At 66.6% G+C, this 18722-nt stretch carries 12 protein-coding genes; 5 read left to right on the top strand and 7 right to left on the bottom strand.

Features of this window, described 5'->3' with window-relative positions:
• Positions 1-78 precede the first annotated feature (78 nt).
• Complete coding sequence (gene asnB, locus ABC977_RS00400; RefSeq protein WP_369665248.1) at positions 79-1908, top strand: asparagine synthase (glutamine-hydrolyzing); 1830 nt, start codon at positions 79-81, stop codon at positions 1906-1908.
• A complete protein-coding gene (locus ABC977_RS00395) occupies positions 1905-3083 on the top strand; it encodes a glycosyltransferase (protein WP_369665247.1) in 1179 nt (392 codons plus the stop codon). Before asnB ends, ABC977_RS00395 begins: the two co-directional genes overlap by 4 nt.
• A gap of 341 nt (positions 3084-3424) precedes the next feature.
• Here the strand turns inward: ABC977_RS00395 and ABC977_RS00390 are convergent, their stop codons facing one another.
• Complete coding sequence (locus ABC977_RS00390) at positions 3425-5560, bottom strand: cytochrome c3 family protein (RefSeq protein WP_369665246.1); 2136 nt, start codon at positions 5558-5560, stop codon at positions 3425-3427.
• 110 nt (positions 5561-5670) lie between these two features.
• Entirely contained in the window at positions 5671-6744 is a 1074-nt protein-coding gene (locus ABC977_RS00385; RefSeq protein ID WP_369665245.1) for an AraC family transcriptional regulator, read from the bottom strand.
• Positions 6745-6916: 172 nt separating this feature from the next.
• Here ABC977_RS00385 and ABC977_RS00380 point away from each other — a divergent pair, with 172 nt between their 5' ends.
• From ABC977_RS00380 to ABC977_RS00370, 3 genes are all read left to right on the top strand, one after another.
• Complete coding sequence (locus tag ABC977_RS00380) at positions 6917-7720, top strand: hypothetical protein (protein WP_369665244.1); 804 nt, start codon at positions 6917-6919, stop codon at positions 7718-7720.
• A gap of 152 nt (positions 7721-7872) precedes the next feature.
• Positions 7873-10245 carry an arylsulfatase gene (locus ABC977_RS00375; RefSeq protein WP_369665243.1) on the top strand — a complete coding sequence of 791 codons (2373 nt, stop codon included), beginning with the start codon at positions 7873-7875 and terminating at the stop codon, positions 10243-10245.
• Between the two features lie 182 nt (positions 10246-10427).
• Positions 10428-11618 (top strand): patatin-like phospholipase family protein, encoded by a 1191-nt coding sequence (locus ABC977_RS00370; protein WP_369665242.1) that lies wholly within the window; start codon positions 10428-10430, stop codon positions 11616-11618.
• A gap of 68 nt (positions 11619-11686) precedes the next feature.
• Here the strand turns inward: ABC977_RS00370 and ABC977_RS00365 are convergent, their stop codons facing one another.
• The 5 genes from ABC977_RS00365 to ABC977_RS00345 all read right to left on the bottom strand — a co-directional run bounded on the left by ABC977_RS00365 (position 11687) and on the right by ABC977_RS00345 (position 18227).
• Entirely contained in the window at positions 11687-12799 is a 1113-nt protein-coding gene (locus ABC977_RS00365; RefSeq protein ID WP_369665241.1) for a glycosyltransferase, read from the bottom strand.
• On the bottom strand, positions 12796-14109 hold the full coding sequence (locus tag ABC977_RS00360) for an O-antigen ligase family protein (RefSeq protein ID WP_369665240.1): 1314 nt from the start codon (positions 14107-14109) through the stop codon (positions 12796-12798). The genes ABC977_RS00365 and ABC977_RS00360 overlap by 4 nt, the downstream gene beginning before the upstream one ends.
• A 526-nt stretch (positions 14110-14635) precedes the next feature.
• On the bottom strand, positions 14636-15946 hold the full coding sequence (locus tag ABC977_RS00355) for a sigma-54-dependent transcriptional regulator (RefSeq protein ID WP_369665239.1): 1311 nt from the start codon (positions 15944-15946) through the stop codon (positions 14636-14638).
• Positions 15943-17379: a sensor histidine kinase gene (locus tag ABC977_RS00350; protein ID WP_369665238.1), complete on the bottom strand. Its 1437-nt coding sequence runs from the start codon at positions 17377-17379 to the stop codon at positions 15943-15945. Before ABC977_RS00350 ends, ABC977_RS00355 begins: the two co-directional genes overlap by 4 nt.
• On the bottom strand, positions 17376-18227 hold the full coding sequence (locus ABC977_RS00345) for a substrate-binding domain-containing protein (protein ID WP_369665237.1): 852 nt from the start codon (positions 18225-18227) through the stop codon (positions 17376-17378). Before ABC977_RS00345 ends, ABC977_RS00350 begins: the two co-directional genes overlap by 4 nt.
• Positions 18228-18722 lie beyond the last annotated feature (495 nt).

Here is an 18722-nt window from a genome sequence, read left to right as displayed (position 1 = left end):
GTTACGGCGACAATACCCGGACCCAACCGAACAGTCGAGCCCAGGCCGCATGTCCGTTTCCCGTCACACTCCGCGACCATGTGCGGATTAGCCGGCCTGATCCTCGCGGACGGTGCTCGACCAGACACCGGCGATCTGCACCGCATGGCCGCGGCGCTGGCCCATCGTGGACCGGACGATCGCGGCATCCATTGCTCGGGGCCGGTCGGGTTGGCCCAGACCCGGCTCGCGATCATCGGTCTGGCCGACGGCCACCAGCCGATGGTCTCCGACGATGGCCGGCTCGCGCTTGTCGCGAACGGCGAGATCTACAACTACCTGGAGCTGAACCGGGAGCTCGCCGTCGAGGGTGTCGTTCCCAGGACGGGCTCGGACTCGGAGACCATCCTGCTCGCCTACACCGCTTACGGCTTGCCGGGTCTGGAACGGCTGCGCGGCATGTATGCCTTCGCGCTGCACGATGCCTCGGCGCAGCGATTGATCCTCTGGCGTGACCGACTCGGCATCAAGCCGCTGTTTTGGGTTCGCCTCCCCGACCGGATCGCCTTCGCCTCCGAGATCAAGGCGCTGTTGGCGATCCTGCCGCGGACACCGCCGATCGCACCCGGTGCGCTGCGGCAGTTCCTCGAGAATCAGTTCACGACCGGCCGGGACACGGTGTTCGAGGGTATTCAGCGGGTGCTGCCCGGCGAGGCGCTGCTGATCGATCATCGACTCCAGGTCACGCACCATCGGCATTGGTCGCCGCTGGCCGCGACCCCGCGCGATATCTCGGCAGACGAGGCGCGCCGCGAGCTCGATCGACGGATCCGCGCCTCCCTGACCGAACACATGCGCGCCGACGTGCCGTTCGGCCTGTTCCTATCCGGTGGGGTGGATTCGGCCGTCCTTGCGGCCCTGCTCAAAGCCCATGGCGCCGGACGCATCAAGAGCTTCTCGGTCGGCTTCGAGGGGACGACGATGGCCGACGAACTCGAACAGGCGACGGGGCTCGCGACGCACCTGGGCTTCGACCACCGGCCGCTGCGCCTGAGCGTTCCCCGTTTCATGCAACGGCTGCCACACTCGATCTGGGCCGCCGACGAACTGATGCGCGACTACGCCTGTCTGCCGACATCGCTGCTGGCCGAGGCGGCTGGCAGCGAGCTCAAGGTGGTCTTCTCGGGCGAGGGCGGCGATGAGGTCTTCGCCGGGTACGGGCGCTATCGGCCTGCCCTTCCCGAACGCCTGTACAAACGGCTGAGGTATCCGGGCAGCGGCGGCTTCCGCGTGCGCGGCCAATGGCACCGACACTGGCGGCGTCAGCTTTTCGGAGCGGCGCTGACCGCATCGCCGACGCCGGACCGGGCACCCTTCGTCGCCGCTTGGCAGGCGACGCCGAGTTGCTGGTCGGATCTGCAACGGCGCCAATACACCGATCTGGTCACGGCACTCCCGGACAACCTGCTGGTCAAGACGGACCGTCTGCTGATGGCGTTCGGCGTCGAGGGCCGCGTGCCCTTCCTCGATCACCGCGTCGTCGAGTTCGGCTTGTCGCTGCCCGACGGCTTGAAGGTCCGTCACGGACAGGGCAAATGGCTGCTTCGCGAATGGGCGCGTCCGCTATTGCCGCCCGGCTACCTGGATCGCCCGAAGCGCGGCTTCCACGTGCCGGTCGGCGCCTGGCTGACGGCGGAGGTCGCGACCCGTGCCGGGCAGTTGCTCCGACGCAATCCCGGTGTCCGCGAGTGGTTTCGCAGCGAGCGGATCGCCTCCTTGGTTGCCGCCCGACGGGCCGGCCGAGGTGGGGACCGGGAGCTGTTCGGCCTGATTCAATTCGCGATCTGGCACCGTCTCTTCGTCGACGAGCCAGGTCTGACCCCGGCGCCCGACGAGGACCCGCTCGCGTGGATCGCCGCCGGCCCATGACCAATCGCCGAACCGACCGGCGGGCCACCGCGCCCGCGGTCGATCATGCACGCATCGCCTGTTTCTTCTCGACCTCCGGTCACAGCGGCGTCGATCGCGCCGCGCAGCATCTGATCCCGGCCCTGGCCCGTCGCAGCTACCGCGTGGATCTGCTGAAGGTGCGCCGGCACGGCCCGGAGCTGACCGAGATTCCTCCCGGGGTCCAGGTCATCGACCTCGGCTCGCGCCACACCTACGCCTGCCTGCCGGCGCTTCGACGCTATCTGCGCCAGGCCCGCCCCGCAGCGCTGTTGGCGGACAAGGATCGCGTCAATCGCACGGCCCTGCTCGCCCGCGCGCTGGCACGCGTGCCGACACGGCTGGTGCTGAGTGTCGGAACGACGGTGTCCGTCGACCTCGCCGGTCGCGGTGTCATCGAACGGGGAGTGCAACGCCTGTCGATGGGCTGGCTGTACCGCCTCGCCGACCAGGTGATCGCCAACAGCCAAGGCGTCGCCGAGGATCTCGCGCGCTACACGGGGCTGCCGCGGGATGCGATCCGCGTGGTGCCGCGGCCCGTGGTACCGGCCTCGCTGTGGACAACCGCACGACCGCCGTGCCCGCACCCCTGGCTCGCGGATCCCACCCGACCCCTGATCTTGAGCGTTGGCGAGCTGTGCGAGCGCAAGGACTTCGCGACCTTGCTGCGCGCCTTCGCCCGGGTCCGACGACAGCAGCCTTGCCGGCTGATGATCCTGGGCGACGGGAGCACTCGCCAGGCGCTGATCGATCAGGCCACCGCGCTCGGGATCCTCGAGGATCTCGCGCTACCCGGCTTCGTACCGAACCCCTATGCCTATATGGCGCACGCCGACCTGTTCGTGCTGACATCGCGTTGGGAAGGGCTCGGTTTCGTCCTGATCGAGGCGCTTGCCGTCGGTACGCCGGTCGTCGCGACCGACTGCCCGAACGGCCCGGCCGAGATCCTCCAACAAGGCCGTTACGGCCCGTTGGTCGGCGTCGGCGATGACCATGCGCTGGCCGAGGCGATGCTCGCGACGCTCGATCGGCCCCTGGCACCGGAGCGCTTGCGCGAGGCCGCCCGCCCCTACGAGATCGAACGCAGCACCGATGCCTATCTCGCAGCGATGGGCCTTCCGCCGGCGCCTGGCGTCAACCAACCGCATTGTCGGTGAGTGCGACGCGATAAAAAGATGAACGCCAGAATCGATCCGGCCAGATCGGCGATGTACCGGTCACGGCTCGTCGGGGCGTCGCAGGCGAAGAGGTGCAGTGACAAGCTGCGGCTACGGGCGATGCCGCGCCGCAGGGTCTTGCCAGCCTGCTCGACCGCGGATGCAGCGACGGAACCGTTCAAGGGTTCGGAGCACCGGGTTGACCTCGTCGGACCAAATCTTGCCGTCCATGTACTCGAACAGGGACTCCCGAACGGCTCGTCTGTTCGTGCCTGGTCCAAATCAGGCCGCCGACCTATCATCGGGCGATTTTGGGTGCCGACGCCGAGAATTCCACCGCCTCATTCCCGCCGGGACCCGCTTTGCCGAAGCTGTCGCTCTAGCTCCTCGAGCGCCAGGGCATGCACATCGGCCAAGCGCGGCCGCTCCGGGGCCAGTCGAGCGGCCTGTGTCAGGGCCTCGACGGCCGCGGCGAGGCGATTCGTACGCGCGTAGAGCAGCCCGAGGGCATAGTGCAGGTCGGGATCATCCGGCACGGCCGCGATGCCTTGGCGCAAAACCTGCTCGCCCTGGTCATCCTGTCCACCGAGCCGATAGAGATCCGCGAGATTGACGTAAGCGGGCGCAAAGTCGGGCGCGAGGCGCAGTGCGTCGCGGTAGGCGGCTTCGGCCGCCCTGATGTCACCGATGGCGGTCTCGATGAGTCCGAGATTGTGATGGGATTCGGGTCGATCGCCCACGACCCGTTGCGCCGCCCGATAGGCCGACACCCCGGCGGCGAGCCGAACGCGCACCGCCTCCGGCGGATCGAGACGCAACAGCGACGCCAGTGTCAGTGCGGCGTCGAGTCGAACCAGCCGCACGGGATCCTCCAGCAGGGGTAGCCCGAATCGCAACCGGGAGGCCGGATCGACCACTTCCAGTCGCCGGACTGCCGCCGCGCGCACCAGCGGATCGGGATCGGCGAGCAAGGCGGCCAAGTCATCGAGCCGATCATTGAGCCGTGTGCCATCGGGCAGGTCCGATAGCAGCGTCAAGGCAGTGGCGCGCGCGATGCCTGGCTGAGTATTGTCCAGCGCCAGCTCCCACAATTCCTGCCCGGCATCCACCTGGCCATGACGGCCGGCGTGCAAAATCTCGCCGAAATGGGCTGGCAGCCACCGCACCGGACCCCTCCATTCGGCGAGGGCATCGGCAGCCCACTGTGCGGAACGCTCGGCATGGCACTGGTTGCAGGCATTAGGCGTGCCGAGCCGGACGGTCAGGTCCGGTCTGGGGATGCGCAGACTGTGGTCGGCCCGATCATCCACCTGCATATAGCGGCGCTGGGGCATGTGGCAGGCGACACAGGCAGCGCCGGTGCTCGCGGGCGGGTGATGGTGGTGTGTCGGGGTGTCGTAGCGCTGTATCTGATGACAGCGCGTACAGAGTGCGTTGCCAGGAGCCACGAGCTCCAGGCTATGCGGGTCGTGACAGTCGGCGCAGGTGACACCGGCGCGATACATGCGGCTCTGGATGAAAGAGCCATACTCGAAGACCTCGTCCTGGATCTGGCCATCGGCGTGGTAGAGACCCGCTTCGAGAAGCGCCGGGCGATAGTGATCGGTCATCGGTGCCCCAGGGCGCTCGCTCGCGTGGATAGGCCCACGGCGCGCATGGCAACGCGCGCAGATTTCGATCTCGGTCCGGTCGGTGAGAGGCACCGAGCGCACTGGGACTCCTGCTTGCGGATCGAGGGACCAGTGACCCTCATCGTGAGCGGTGAGCCTGACCGCCAGCCCCTTGCCAGGGCGCCAGGCTTGTGGTCCGTGGATCTCAGCGGCCCGGGCCTGCTCGACATGGTCGGAGCCGGGGCCGTGACAGGCCTCGCAGGCGACATTGATGTCCGACCAGGTGGTGTCATAACGATCGGTCGCCAGATCGTAACCCTTGCGCAGGCCCGTCGAATGACAGTCGGCGCATTGGTGATTCCAGGTCTGCTCGCGTCCGGTCCAGTGCAACGGATGGCGATGGTCCATCCCCTCTTCCTCGGCATAGAGATGGAACCAGCGCTGGCCGCCCAGTTCGGCGGATCGGCTGTCCCAGGCGATTCCCAGTGCTTGCAGGCGCCCCCCGGGAAAGGCGATCAGGTACTGCTGGAGCGGCCACCAGCCGAAGGTGTAGCGGATCCGATAGTCGGTCAGTGCCCCATCGGGTCCATCCGTTCGGACGAAGTAGCGGCCGTCGCGGCGGAAGAAGGTCGAGGTGATGCCGTGCGCGATGAAGCTCGCCTCGTCGAAGTCGCCACGGACCATCGCCTCGCTAGCCTCGCCCATGGCCAGATCGTGATGCGAGCCGCGCCAGCGGCTGGCCTGCTCGGCGTGACAGGGGAGACAGGCTTCGGTTCCCAGGGCGGTCGGTTCCGCGGCGGCTGACAACCCGATGGCGGTGAGGCCGGCGATCGTCGCGCCCAGGAAACGGTGGAGGAACGGAGGCATGAAGCGATCCTCGGGGTCGGTCGGGCGCCGGAAAAGCGATGGCGCGCGCTTTCGAAGGGCCCTAGCCTCTGGCGCCAAGGGCGACGCGGTGAGGGCCGGCTCGCCTGCCGTCAAGGGGTTGGCGAGTTCGCGAACTGGCGCCGATAGGCGCTCGGCGTCATGCCCGTCCAACCCTTGAAGACCCGCGAGAAGGCGGTCGCTTCGGAATAATGCAGGATAGCAGCGATGTCGCTCAAGGGCATCCGCGACTCCATCAGCAATTGTTTCGCCACCGACTCGTTCATCTCGTCCAGCAGGTCTCCGGGACGGGCACCTTCCGCTTCCAGCCGACGATAGAGGGTGCGGCGGCTCACCCCGAGGAGCTTACACGTGGCTTCGATCGAGGGTTTGCCGATCACCATCAGCTCGATCAGCACCTGTCGGACCTTGTCCGTGAAGAGCGCAGGCTTGGCGCGCTCGATCTCGGCGATCCGCCGCAGGAGATCTTCGCGCCTCCGGGCATCGGCCCCCGCAATGGGCCGCTGGAGCCACTTCGCCGCGAACACCAGCGCCGAGCGGCCGCGGTCGAAGTGCACCGGTGAGCCAAAGAACTCACGGTAAGGCGCGGCATCCGACGGTGCTCGATGGCTGAAGGTCACCCTGATAGGCGCCCAGCCGGGACCGCAGAGGCCCCGCAGCAGATGGTAGCCGATCGCTATCGCGCCGTCGGCGACCTGTGCGGCGCCCCGCATCCCGCGCGCGTGGATGACATAGGCCAGCTGGACGTCCTGCCCAGGGCCAGTATGGAGCACGGGTGCCGCGCCGCGATCGTGCAGATGAAAGTGCAGGATCATGCTGCGCAGCCCCGCCCCGACGGTTGCCGACTGCCCCGCCAACTCGCCGATCAGGCCGAAAACGGCCGCGCCCGCGCGCTCGCCGAGCCGCAGTCCAAACCACGGGCAACCGGTCAGGGCGGCACATTCGTCAAGCAGACGCCCGACCTGCTCGAAGGGTAAGCGTTGTTCGGGATCGACGAAGGCGCGCGGATCGATCCCGGCGCGTTCGAGCACGATCCCGGGGTCGATTCCGAATTCACACAGCAGCGGTGGAATGACGAGCAGCGGCTGTACCCGCAAATCCTCGGCGCGGGCCAACCGGCTCTCCATGCGGATGGGGGGTCTGTTCGGCGGGGGACGCACGCTCATCGGGTCGCAACTCGAGAGTTCCCGGATGGTTCACGCATTATGGCACGAATCGTCAAGTCGACGCCGAAGGGTTTCGGATAGACTGGTGGCATACGTCCAGTTGCGCTGTTCCGCACCCGGCGAGGGTCGGGGCACCCTCTAAGCCAGAACCTGCAAAACCAGAGGCACCGCGATGGACCCCGTCACTAGGTTTGCCCAATGCCTTCGCACCTGGCTCCTCGCCGCGGTTTTCCTGGCAGCGGGGTCGACAGCGGCCCGTGCGGACGAATGGCTGTTCGCCGTCAATCTCTACGGTTGGTTTCCCAGCGTTGCGGGGGATGTCACCTTCCAAAACGGCGCCGGCGGCGGCCGGGATCTCGACGTCAGCGCCGATGACCTCCTCGGCGCTCTCGATTTCGTTTTCCTGGGCGGTTTCGCGATGCGCAAGGGCAACTGGGGTGCCTTCACGGATCTGATCTATCTGGATCTCAGCGGCAGCGACCGCCAGTTGCTGAATGCCTTGGTGCCGGGTGGACCGGGTCTCCAAGTCGATGCCGCGTTCGAGCTCGAGAGCACCGTCTGGACGCTGGCCGGTCAGTATCGCGTTCTGGATGCGCCCCAGGTCTCAGCGGACGCTGTGCTGGGCTTTCGCTACCTGGGCCTGGACATGGCGCTGGACCTGACGCTCGAGGGGCCCCTGCCGCCCGAGCTGCCGACCGCCCATCTGTCGCGCAACCCCCAGCATTGGGATGGCATCATCGGCATGCGTGGCGAGTTTCGGCCAGGCGGCGATTGGATCCTGCCCTACTACGTCGATGTCGGCGCCGGCGATTCGAGCCTCACCTGGCAGGCATTAGTCGGCGTTGGCTATCGGTTCGACTGGGGGGATGTCACCCTCGCCTACCGCCATCTCGCTTATGTCTTCGATGACAGCGCCAAGGCCGATCTGGACCTCGGCTTCAGCGGAGCGGGGCTCGGAATGACCTTCCGCTTCTGAACCCTCAACGGCTGTTGGCCGGAGCTCCAAGAAACGCATTGACGTTGAAGTCCTGCGGGGGGCGATGCGATCGGAATGCTCGATCCGCCAGCCCCGATTCGGCCACCATCCGGCACTCGTCAAAAAAGCGCAACACCAACAGAGTAACGACTATGCGAACGATCCCGTACCCGCCGATCCTTGGTCACGGTCTTGGGGCCGCTGTGCTGTTGTCGGCGCTGACCGTCGCACAGACCGTAGCAGTCGCCGATGCTTTTGACCGCACCATCCTCCCGATCCCCGATCCCGTCTATCCACCCAGCACGGTGCTCGACGTGCGCGACGCGACACCGCCGCCGCGCATCCAAGTCACGGCGCCGGAGGGGGCGCCGAACGTCTTGCTGGTCCTGCTCGACGATCTCGGCTTCGCCGGCACCAGTACCTTCGGCGGACCGGTCGGCACCCCGACCTTCGACCAGATTGCCAACCAAGGGCTGCACTACAACAACTTCCACACGACCGCGGTCTGCTCGCCGACCCGTGCCGCACTCAAAAGCGGTCGGAATCACCATGTCAACAACATGGGCGCGATCATCGAGACCGGCACCGCCTTTCCCGGCAACACCGGCCAGATCCCGAATCAGGTCGCGCCGCTGGCCGAGATGCTGCGCCTCAACGGCTACAGCACCGGCGCCTTCGGTAAATGGCACGAACTGGCGGCTTGGGAGGCGAGCATTTCGGGCCCCTTCGACCGCTGGCCGACCCGCCAAGGCTTCGACAAGTTCTATGGCTTCCTCGGCGGCGAGACCAACCAGTGGGCACCCTTCATCTACGATGGCACCCATGTGGTCGAGCCGCCGGAGGATCCCGACTATCACTTCATGACGGACATGACCGATCAGGCCGTGGCCTGGATGAAGTATCAAAAGGCGCTGACACCCGACAAACCCTTCTTTGTTTATTTCGCGCCGGGCGCTGTCCACGCCCCACACCATGTCCCGCAGCATTGGATCGCGCGCTGGGAGGGGAAATTCGACCAGGGCTGGGACAGGCTGCGCGAGGAGATCTTGGCGCGCCAAATCGAACGCGGCATCGTGCCCGAAGGCACGGTGCTGGCGCCCAAGCCCGAGGCGATCCAAGACTGGGATAGCCTGAGCGCGGATGAGAAGCGGCTGTTCACCCGTCAGGCCGAGGTCTTCGCTGCATTCGTCGAGTACACCGACCACGAGATCGGCCGGTTGCTGGAGGCCATCGCCGCGACCGGCCAGGCCGACAACACCCTGGTAGTGCTGATCTACGGCGACAACGGCACCAGTGCCGAAGGTGGGCGCTATGGCATGTTCAGCGAGATGACCTACTTCAACGGGGTCCAGGAGACGGTACCGGACATGCTGCGCTTCCTCGATCGCTGGGGCGGACCCGAGACCTATCCGCACATGGCCGCCGGCTGGGCCGTGGCCTTCGATACGCCCTACAAGTGGACCAAGCAGGTCGGTTCCGACTTCGGTGGCACCAAGGTCGGCATGGCCGTGCGCTGGCCCAAGGGCATCCAGGCCAAGGGCGAGCTGCGCGACCAGTTCAGCCATGTGATCGATATCGCCCCGACGATCCTGGAGGCCGCCGGACTGCCCGAACCCAAGGTCGTCAACGGCGTGGCCCAGCGGCCGATGGACGGGGTAAGCCTGGTCTACAGCTTCGACGAGGCGAGCGCGCCAGAGCGCCACACCACCCAGTACTTCGAGATGTTCGGCAACCGCGCGATCTACCACGAAGGTTGGCTCGCGCGCACCATCCACCGCGCCCCTTGGGAGTCCGAGCCGCGCCGTGCGCTCGCCGAGGACATTTGGGAACTCTATGACACGCGCGATGACTTCAGCCTGGTCAACGACCTTTCGCCGCAACACCCCGAGAGGCTGGTCGCGCTCCAAGCCCTGTTCATGCGGGAGGCCGAAAAGAACAATGTTCTGCCCATCGATGATCGGGTATTCGAGCGCCTCGTCCCGGCCAATGTCGGGCGCCCCGACCTCATGGCGGGTCGCACCTCGCTGACGCTGGCCGAGGGCATGACCGGCATGACCGAGAATGTCTTCATCAACATAAAGAACCAATCCAAGACCCTCACCGCCGAGGTCGAGATCCCGGATGATGTGACCGCCAACGGCATCATCCTAGCCCAGGGCGGTCGCTTCGGCGGCTGGGCACTCTATGTCAAGGACGGCGTACCCGCCTACGACTACAACTTCCTCGGCCTGGAACGTTTCACGGTCGCGGCGAGCGAACCGCTCGCACCGGGCCAGTCGACCATCCGTTTCGAGTTCGACTACGATGGCGGCGGCCCGGGCAAAGGCGGCACGGGGACGCTTTTCATCAATGACCGAAAGGTCGGCGAGGGCCGCATCGATCGAACCCAGCCGGCGATCTTCTCGGCCGACGAAACAGCCGACGTCGGGATTGACCTCGCGACCCCCGTGGTCGAGGCTATCGGCGCCGGGCGTGCCTCGACATTCACCGGACGTATTCCCAAGGTGACCGTCGAGGTGAAATAGGCCGCGGGCCGTCGGAGAATCGCCCGCGACACACGCCCGCAGCGCTGCGATCATCGCCGTCGGGAAGCCGAAGTCGTCAGCCGCGAGAGGGCGCCTTGGGCTTCGAGCGCGATTAAGATGCCATGTAACGGGGCCTCGCTGATCCGAGGCCCCTACTCGAACCGCCCCGGAGGCGAACCAAGATGACCTTGAAGCACGTCGTCTGCCTGATCGCCATTACAAGCGTCCTGCTCGGCCAGGGCTGTGCGGGGCCAGTGCGCAAGGAAGCTGTTCCAGCCGCGTTCACCGACCAGGCCATCGTTCCCGGTATGGCCGAGGTGCGCTACCGTGTCGGCATCGACACCGAGGCGCTCCAAAGCGAGGGCATCGCCTCGGTGCGGCGCGAGCAGGCGTATCTTGCCTCCACCGGCCACCGCGGCGGCTTGCCCCCCGCGGTCTTCCTGGCCGTCTCGGGTGGCGGCGACAACGGCGCCTTCGGTGCCGGGCTGCTCAACGGCTGGACCGCGGCGGGTGATCGGCCGGAGTTCAAGCTGGTCACCGGCGTCAGCACCGGCGCCCTCATTGCACCTTTTGCCTTTCTGGGTCCGGCCTACGACGAACAGCTCAAGCGTTTCTATACGACCACCGGTCCCAAGGACATCGCGAAACCTCGCTCGCTGTTGGCCGCGGTGACGAACGACGCCCTGTCGGACAACGCGCCGCTGTGGCAATTGGTAAGCAGGGAGGTCGACCAGTCGTTGCTCGACGCCATTGCCCGCGAGTACGACAAAGGGCGCTTGCTGCTGGTCGCCACAGTGGACCTCGATGCGCGCCAGTCCGTCCTATGGAACCTGACCAGGATCGCCGCGAGTGATCATCCCGATGCGCTCCCCTTGTTCCGATCGCTGCTGATCGCCTCCGCCTCTATTCCCGGCGCCTTCCCGCCTATCATGATCGATGTCGAGGCCAATGGGCGCGCCTACCAGGAGATGCATGTCGACGGCGGCACCATGTCGCAGGTCTTTGTTTATCCGCCTTCCCTTCACGTCGATGAACTCGCCCAGGAACTCGGGGCTCAGCGCGAGCGCCGCGTCTACGTCATCCGCAATGCACGCCTGGATCCCGAATGGGCGCAAGTCGAACGCCGGACCATGAGCATCGCCGCACGGGCCATCTCATCGCTCATCCACACCCAGGGCATCGGCGATCTGTACCGGATCTATCTGACGAGCCGGCGTGACGGCGTGGATTTCAACCTCGCCTATGTGCCCGAAAGCTTCGATACCCCACATCGGGAGGAGTTCGATACCGAGTTCATGCGGGCCCTGTTCAAGACCGGTTATGACCTCGCGGCGCAAGGCTACCGATGGGAAAAGGTCCCGCCGGGCTTCTGACAGGCGCCGGATACGCGTCCCGGCCAGACTCCCGTTGGAGAATCGGAGTCACCGCGTCGCCGAATGTCTCAAGCCGGATCGAGCGACAACAGCAAGCGGCGATAGCGTTCGGCATTGCGCGCGGCGTCATACCGGGCCGCGCCCTCGCGCAACCGGCGCGGATCGGGCGGCGCGGCCAGCGTGGCCGCGATCGCGGCGGCCAGGGCATGGGCATCGCCAGGGGCGACCAGGGGACCGAGACGCCCATGGTCGAGGATCTCACGCGGACCGGCCCCGCAATCGGTGCTGACCACCGGCGTCCCGAGGGCCATCGCCTCGATCAGCACGGTCGGCAACGCATCCCAGACCGACGACAGGACGACCAGGTCGGCCGCACGCAGGTAGGGGTAAGGGTTCGTCATGAATCCCGGCATCGCAACCTGATCGGCCAGCCCCAAGCGCGCGCGCTCGGCCTCGAGGTCCGCGCGTAGCGGCCCCTCGCCAATCATCAGGAGACGGCAATCCTGCTTGGCGCGGACGAGCGCCACCGCGCGCAGCAGTGTCGTCAGGTCCTTCTCGCGCACGAAGCGGCCCGCAAAGACCAACACAGGTCCACTTGGATCGGCGAACCAAGGATGCCCGACCGGCCCGGCGGCCCGCTCCTCGAGGTCCGAGGTGACGATCGGATTCGGGATGGTCTCGATCGGGACGCTGGTGCCAAGCAGGGTGCGCAGGTCGGCCGCGGTCTCCTCCGAGATCGCGATCAGCGCGCGGTTGCGCCGATACCAGCGCTCGACCTGCGCGGTTCGTTTGCGACGCCGGGCCGCTTCGAGATGGGCGAGCTTGAACGACAAGGGTCCATGCACCGTAGCGAACACCGGGATCGGCAGACCACTCAGGCGCACGGCCCGCTGCGTTAGCCCGTTCTCGCGGATTCGGTGCGTCAGGATCGCCGTCGGCCGATGGCGGCGAAGATAGAGGACCAGCCGCACCAGCGGCAACCCGACGCGCTGCCGGCCGAGTTCGACCCGGGTCACGGCTGGGTCCAGGCTCTCGGCGGCCAGGTGCGCGATCCCGGTCGTCAACAGATCGGTCGGCGTACCGGCCGCGACGAAACCATTCGCCAACCGCACAGCGATACGCGCCGTACTGTTGCCATCCATCGGTCCGCAATAGATGGCCAGGCGTTCGGGGGTCGTCATGCCGGATCCGAGTCGGGACGCAACGAAAAGCTGTACCAGATCCCGAGGAAGAGCAACAGGAAGAAACGCATGTCGACATGAACCAGGCGGTATTCGTAGATCAGGAAGAGACCGGTCATCAGGGCCACCAGCACGAGCCACTCGCGCAGTCGCGGATCCTCGGTCGCGAGCCGGCGCCACATCACCCACCCGGAACGAACCAACAGGATCGCGAGCGGCACGGCAATCAGCAACGCGGTCGAACCGAAACGGACCAGGGCCTCGACGATCACGCTGTGCAGATGGGCCGCGCCCGGCGCGTGCTCGAGTGTCGCGGCGGGTAGCGCCACGGCCTCGTTGGGGATCAGATACTTCGTGGTGTCGGTACCAGGCCCCCAACCAAGCCCGGGGCGGGCGGCGAACACCTCGAGACCGGTGCGCCAGAGATTGATGCGGATGGCGGTCGACGAGGTCCAGGCGAGCGCCTCGGGATCCCCGCCGGGTCCGAGCGCGGCCAGGTCCTGTACAAGCCGGTCCCGGCCCGACCAGATCGCGGCCGTCGCCACCGCCACCAGCAACACCAGGATCATGGCCGCCGGAACTAGACCGCTGCGCCGCTCCCGCTTCGCGCCGCGTGCCTGCCAGAGGCGGTAGGCGACGAGGGTTCCGCCGGCCGCGAGCAGCCCGACAGCCGCGCCGCGGGCCTGCAAGATCAACAGCATCGCGACGACGAAGGCAACGGCCAAACCCCAGGCCGCGGCGATGACCAGGGTACGGACGGCCTGGCCGGAACCCGCCGAGACCAGCGGCGGCCGATACAATGCCAGCCCCAACAGGGCCACCGACGCGATGAAGGCGATGCCCAGCGCCGGTTGCCCGAAGTGATAACGCATGCCGCCCAGTGCTTCGCCGAGCAGCGCCCAGTCCGATTTGCGCAGGACACCGACGACAAGCCCAATCAAGGCCGCCAGCAGCACCAGCCGGATCAGTCGCACGTCACCCCGGAGCCACCAGGCGAAGACGACGAACAGAAAGGGTGATGCCCATTCCCAAATCGCCGGCCATTGGCGCTCGGCCGTCTCCGGAAACAGCAGCGCGGCCCGCACCGCGAGCAGCGTCACGAGTATCACCGCCGCGAGTCCGAGCCAGAACGCGGGATCGCGCCGCAACCGCGGACCCGCCACGGGCCAATCGACCAGGAACAGAATCACCAACGCGAACAGCGCGATATGCGCCGGACCCGTCAGGTTCCAGGCCGAGAAGGCGAACACCAGAAGCAGGATTTCCGCGATCCGACGACGCGGCACCGTGGCAGCCGATATTGGAATCATCCCGTTTCGCGACCTCTATCCGGAGGGACAGCCCGACGATCAGGTGCGCCGGACCGCGCCAGGAGGGCCGGACCTGGTCACCGGTCGCCGTCGCGAGCAGGACCCATACCGGACCCCAAGCGATCCCTGTCTCGGCCATCGACCCATGAAGCATGAAGCATGAAGCATGGAGCATGGAGCATGGAGCATGGAGCATGGAGCATGAAGGCCGCGGATGGTGAACCGCTTCGGCAGAGTGAAACGGCACCCGATCGCCCGTCGCCTTCATGCGGGATCTAGCCTGTATCGATGATACCACGACCTCCTTTTCTGCCAGGGGGACCCTGTGGTCATGCGAAACCAGGCCCCGGGCTCGAGGTGAGTGAGACACGGCCTCTGGGCACGGCCGATCAAGGCCCATGGGCTCGGCGCTGAGCAGTGGCCCGGGTAGCCTCTGCCCGACGGGGCGTGGTTTGGAGACATAGCGCCGGCCGGCGCCCCACCCCGAACGCAGCGGACAATACGCGAACGGCTGTGGTCGGGACCGTCAGCGGCTTCCGCGGTCTGGCCGCGACAGCCGGTAGCGCTTCATTTTCTGCCACAGGGTCTTGCGGCTGATGCCCAGTTGCGCCGCGGTGGCGGTCACCTTGTAGTCCTGTGCCGTCAGCGCGGCCAGGATCGCCGCCCGTTCGCCGGCCTGGGCCTGGGCCTTGAGTCCGGCCTCGGCCGAGGCGTCCGTTGGCGGACCCAAGGCCAGATGCTGGCCGTGGCCGAGGATGCAGGCCCGTTCCAGCGCATGTTGCAGCTCGCGGGTATTCCCCGGCCAAGGGTGGCGCAACAGATATTCGCGATCCGCCGCGCCGAGCACCCGGCGTTCGTCGGGAAAGCGGCGGCCGTGTTCGGCGATGAAGCGCTCGGCCAACCAAAGGATGTCTTCGGGACGTTCGCGCAACGGCGGGATCTGGATCTCGAGTACACGAATCCGGTAATAGAGGTCCTCGCGGAATGTCCCCTCCCGCACCAGCGCCGCGAGGTCCCGGTGGGTTGCACAGACCAGTCGTGCCGCGACCTCGAGCGGTTCGGTCCCGCCGACCCGTGTCACTTGCCGGGATTGCACGACACGCAGTAGGCGCGATTGCAACGGCAGCGGCATATCGCCGATCTCATCGAGAAACAGGATCCCGTCGGCGGCCTGTTCGAAGACCCCGGCACGGCGCCGCTCGGCACCGGTAAAGGCGCCCCGTTCATGACCGAACAATTCGGCCTCGATCAGGGTCTCAGGGAGCGCCGCGCAGTTGACCGCGACGAACGGCGCTTGCGGGCATTGCAATCGATGCAGCCGGCGTGCGACCACCTCCTTGCCGACGCCGGACTCGCCGGCGATCAACAGCGGGGTGTCGACGTGCCGGGCGATGCGCGCCAGCTCGGCCGCGGTCCGCCGCATCGCCGACGACAGGCCCAATGCATCGGGCGGTTCGGTCTCGCCGGTAGCGGGCACGGCGTCGGCCAGCTGGCGCAACTTATCGATCAGGGCCGTCGGACTGAAGGGCTTGGTCAGGTAGTCCGCCGCGCCCAGCTTCAGGACCCTTACAGCGTCCTCGATGGTGCCGTAGCCGGTGATGAACAGCGTCGGAGGCGGACCACCCGGCTCGCGCAACAAGCACTCGAACAGCTCGATCCCGGAGAGGTCCGGCAGATTCACATCGATCACGGCCAGGTCGGAGCCGACTTTGACGAGATACTGGAGACCCTCGCCGCCAGTGCGCTGCCAGACCACGTCGAAGCCCTCGAGCTGCAGGCGCTGTGTCAGCGCCTCGCCCATGATCGGATCGTCCTCGATCAGGCAAACCCGCGTCATAGGACCCTCGGCGCATCGAGCGGCAAGCTGACCGTGAAGCCGGTCACGCCCTCGTGCGACTCGACACCGATCGACCCGCCGAGTTGCGAAGCGAGCTGATAACAGACCCACAGGCCGATGCCCGGGTGATCCGACCGCGCCGCCGAATAGGGCTCGAACAGATGCGTCAGACGCTCCGGCGGGATCGGACGACCGGTGTTCTCGACCCGCATCGAGAGGCGGTCCGCGTGCGCGGCCACGTGCACGACGACCCGTCCTGCTTGGCCGGCCGCTTGAAGGGCATTCAACACCAGGTTCAGCAGCAGTTGGCGGACCGGCGCGGCGGGCAGTGTCGTCGCGGCCTGCCAATCGTTGTGCCACGCGAGCCGCGCGCCAACGCTCGCAAGCTTCGGCTGGGCCAGGGTCCGCACGTCGTCCAAATCCTGCGGCGTCAACCGGCGCGTATCGGCCCGTGCCTCGATCAGCAGCGCCGAGATCGATTCCTGAATCTGATTCAGCGCCCGCTCCAGCAGATCCAGCAGGCGCCTGGTGGGGACATCGACCGGTTGCGATCGTCGGTACGTGTCGATCGCGAGCAGCATGCCACCGAGCGGGTTGTTGACCTCGTGGGCCACTCCGGCGGCGACTCGCCCGACCGCGGCCAGGCGCTCGGCCTGAATCATCTGCCGCTCGAGGGCCTCTTTCTCCGCCAACGCGGCGATCATCGCCAAGAATTGCCGCCCGAGCCGCCCGATCTCGCCATCGCCGAACTCCAGCCGACAGTTCATCTGGCGCGGGTCCTCCTTGCCGACCCGGGCCATGCAGTCGGTCAAACGCGCCAACGGGGCGACCATGCGTCGCCCCCACAGCCAGCCGATCGGGACCAGCACGACCAGAACGCCGAGCGTGACGATGACTCCGCCGATCAGGATCTCGCGAAAGCGCGGCAGATAGGGCGCATCGGACAAGAGCGCGATCAACTCTCCGGTCTGGGTTCCGTCACTGTAAAGGGGCAGCCGCAGGATCCGGCGCGCCTCGCCCTGGTTCACCGGGAAGACCCCCCCGATCGGGTCGTCGAGCGGGACCGCGGGACGGTCGGCGAGCCAGGGGGCGGCCTCAGCGAGCGGCTGATCCAGCCGGAAACGACGCGGGTCGTTGCTGGCGAAGATACGACCGGCGTCATCGACGAGGATCCACACGGCATCGCCGGCCCCGCCTTCCGGACCGCGCAACAGCGAGTAGGCCAACCAGACATCGTCATTGCGCAGCGCTTGAACCTGCACGTCGGCCATTGCATGGGCCAGCGTCAGGGCATTGCGGCCCTGGTCCTCGCGCAGATTGGCCAGCGTCTGAAGGCCGAGGGCCGCGGCCATGCCGATCGCGGTCAGGATCGCCGAGACGCTGAGGCTCAGCGGTAGTCTCAGACGCAGACTGGCCAGCGCCCTGGTCATCATGGCACGACTTGGCTCAGCCGATCGGCCATCTCGGCGATCCCACGGTACAGATCCGGCGTCTCGATGCTGAAGGTGTCCAGATTGAGCTCCGTCAGGAGTACCCGGCCGACCGGGTCCTGAACCTGTCCGATCAGGACCCGCCGGATGCGTTCGCGTTCCGACGCCGGTAAGTGAGGGCCTGCGACCAGCGGCGGAAAGCCGAACTCCGGCGACTCGAGGATCACCCGGGTTCGCGCCGTCACCGACGGATCCCGACGCGCCAAGGTCTCCCAGACATAGCTGTCGACGGCGGCGCCATCGACCAGGCCCTCGGCAACCGCCTCGACACTACGCGGGTGGCCCCAGGTGAAGATGGTTCGCCGAAAGAAGCGATCGGGATGCCACCCATCGGTGGCCAGACGATAGCGCGGAAAGAGATAACCCGAGTTCGAATCCGGGTCGGCCCACGCGAACAGGCGCCCTTCCAGATCCGCGAGCCTCTGCCACTCGGTATCGGCCGCCACGATCAGATAGGAACGGTACTTGGGCCGCCCTTGAAAATAGGGTACCGCCAGCAAGGGCAAGCGATCCCGATGCTGGATATAGGGATACCCGCAGATCCAGGCCAGATCCAGACGCCCGGTCAGCAGCAGATCCATGATCTCGCGATAGCGCGAGCGTTGCACGAAGGCGACCGGCCGCCCCAGTTGCCGACCGAGCCAGGCGGCCCAGTCGGTTAGAAAACCGATCTGATCGTCGAGTACCACCGGCGTCAGCCCGAAACGCAAAGGCCCGACCTCGGCGCGGACCGAGGCTGCCCCGGCACCCGCGAGCAGCATGGTCAGAAAATGGCGGCGTGACGGCATCATCGTCGATAGAGCCCTCGGTTGAACCCGGTACGCGCCAAGTCGAAATGGATCGGATCGCGATCACGGGCGACCCTCGTCTCTTTCGCCAGTCGATTCTAGCAAGACAAGCCGCGCCTATCGAAAGTGCGAGGCGCCTGACCGTCTATCGATTCGCCAGACCCAGGATGCCGATCTCGGCCGGCGTTACCCTTGGGAAACCATAAGGCGACAACCGTTACAAAGCGCTCAAACGACTGTTCTAAAATGGTTTTTAGACATCTCAACGCGACAGAACGTTACCTTTTCGTAACTCTTTGATCCGGTCAGGGCAGCCCTCGCCCACCTTCAAGCCCCCCTGTGCGGCCCGGCAAGAGGCCCAGGAAGGCACCCCCTATTCCTGGAACGCAAAATGCTTGAAAAGCCTTTGTCCCGACCCAGGCACCAACTGATCAGTTTCCACCAAAAGTGCAAAACGGCACCTGCCTACCTCACGCCCAGCGAGCCGCACCATCTTGC

The sequence above is a fragment of the Thioalkalicoccus limnaeus genome, from assembly GCF_041197575.1.
Taxonomy (GTDB): domain Bacteria; phylum Pseudomonadota; class Gammaproteobacteria; order Chromatiales; family Chromatiaceae; genus Thioalkalicoccus; species Thioalkalicoccus limnaeus.
The sequence above is the reverse complement of the archived record's forward strand: the minus strand, read 5'-3'. Positions and strand labels throughout refer to the sequence as shown.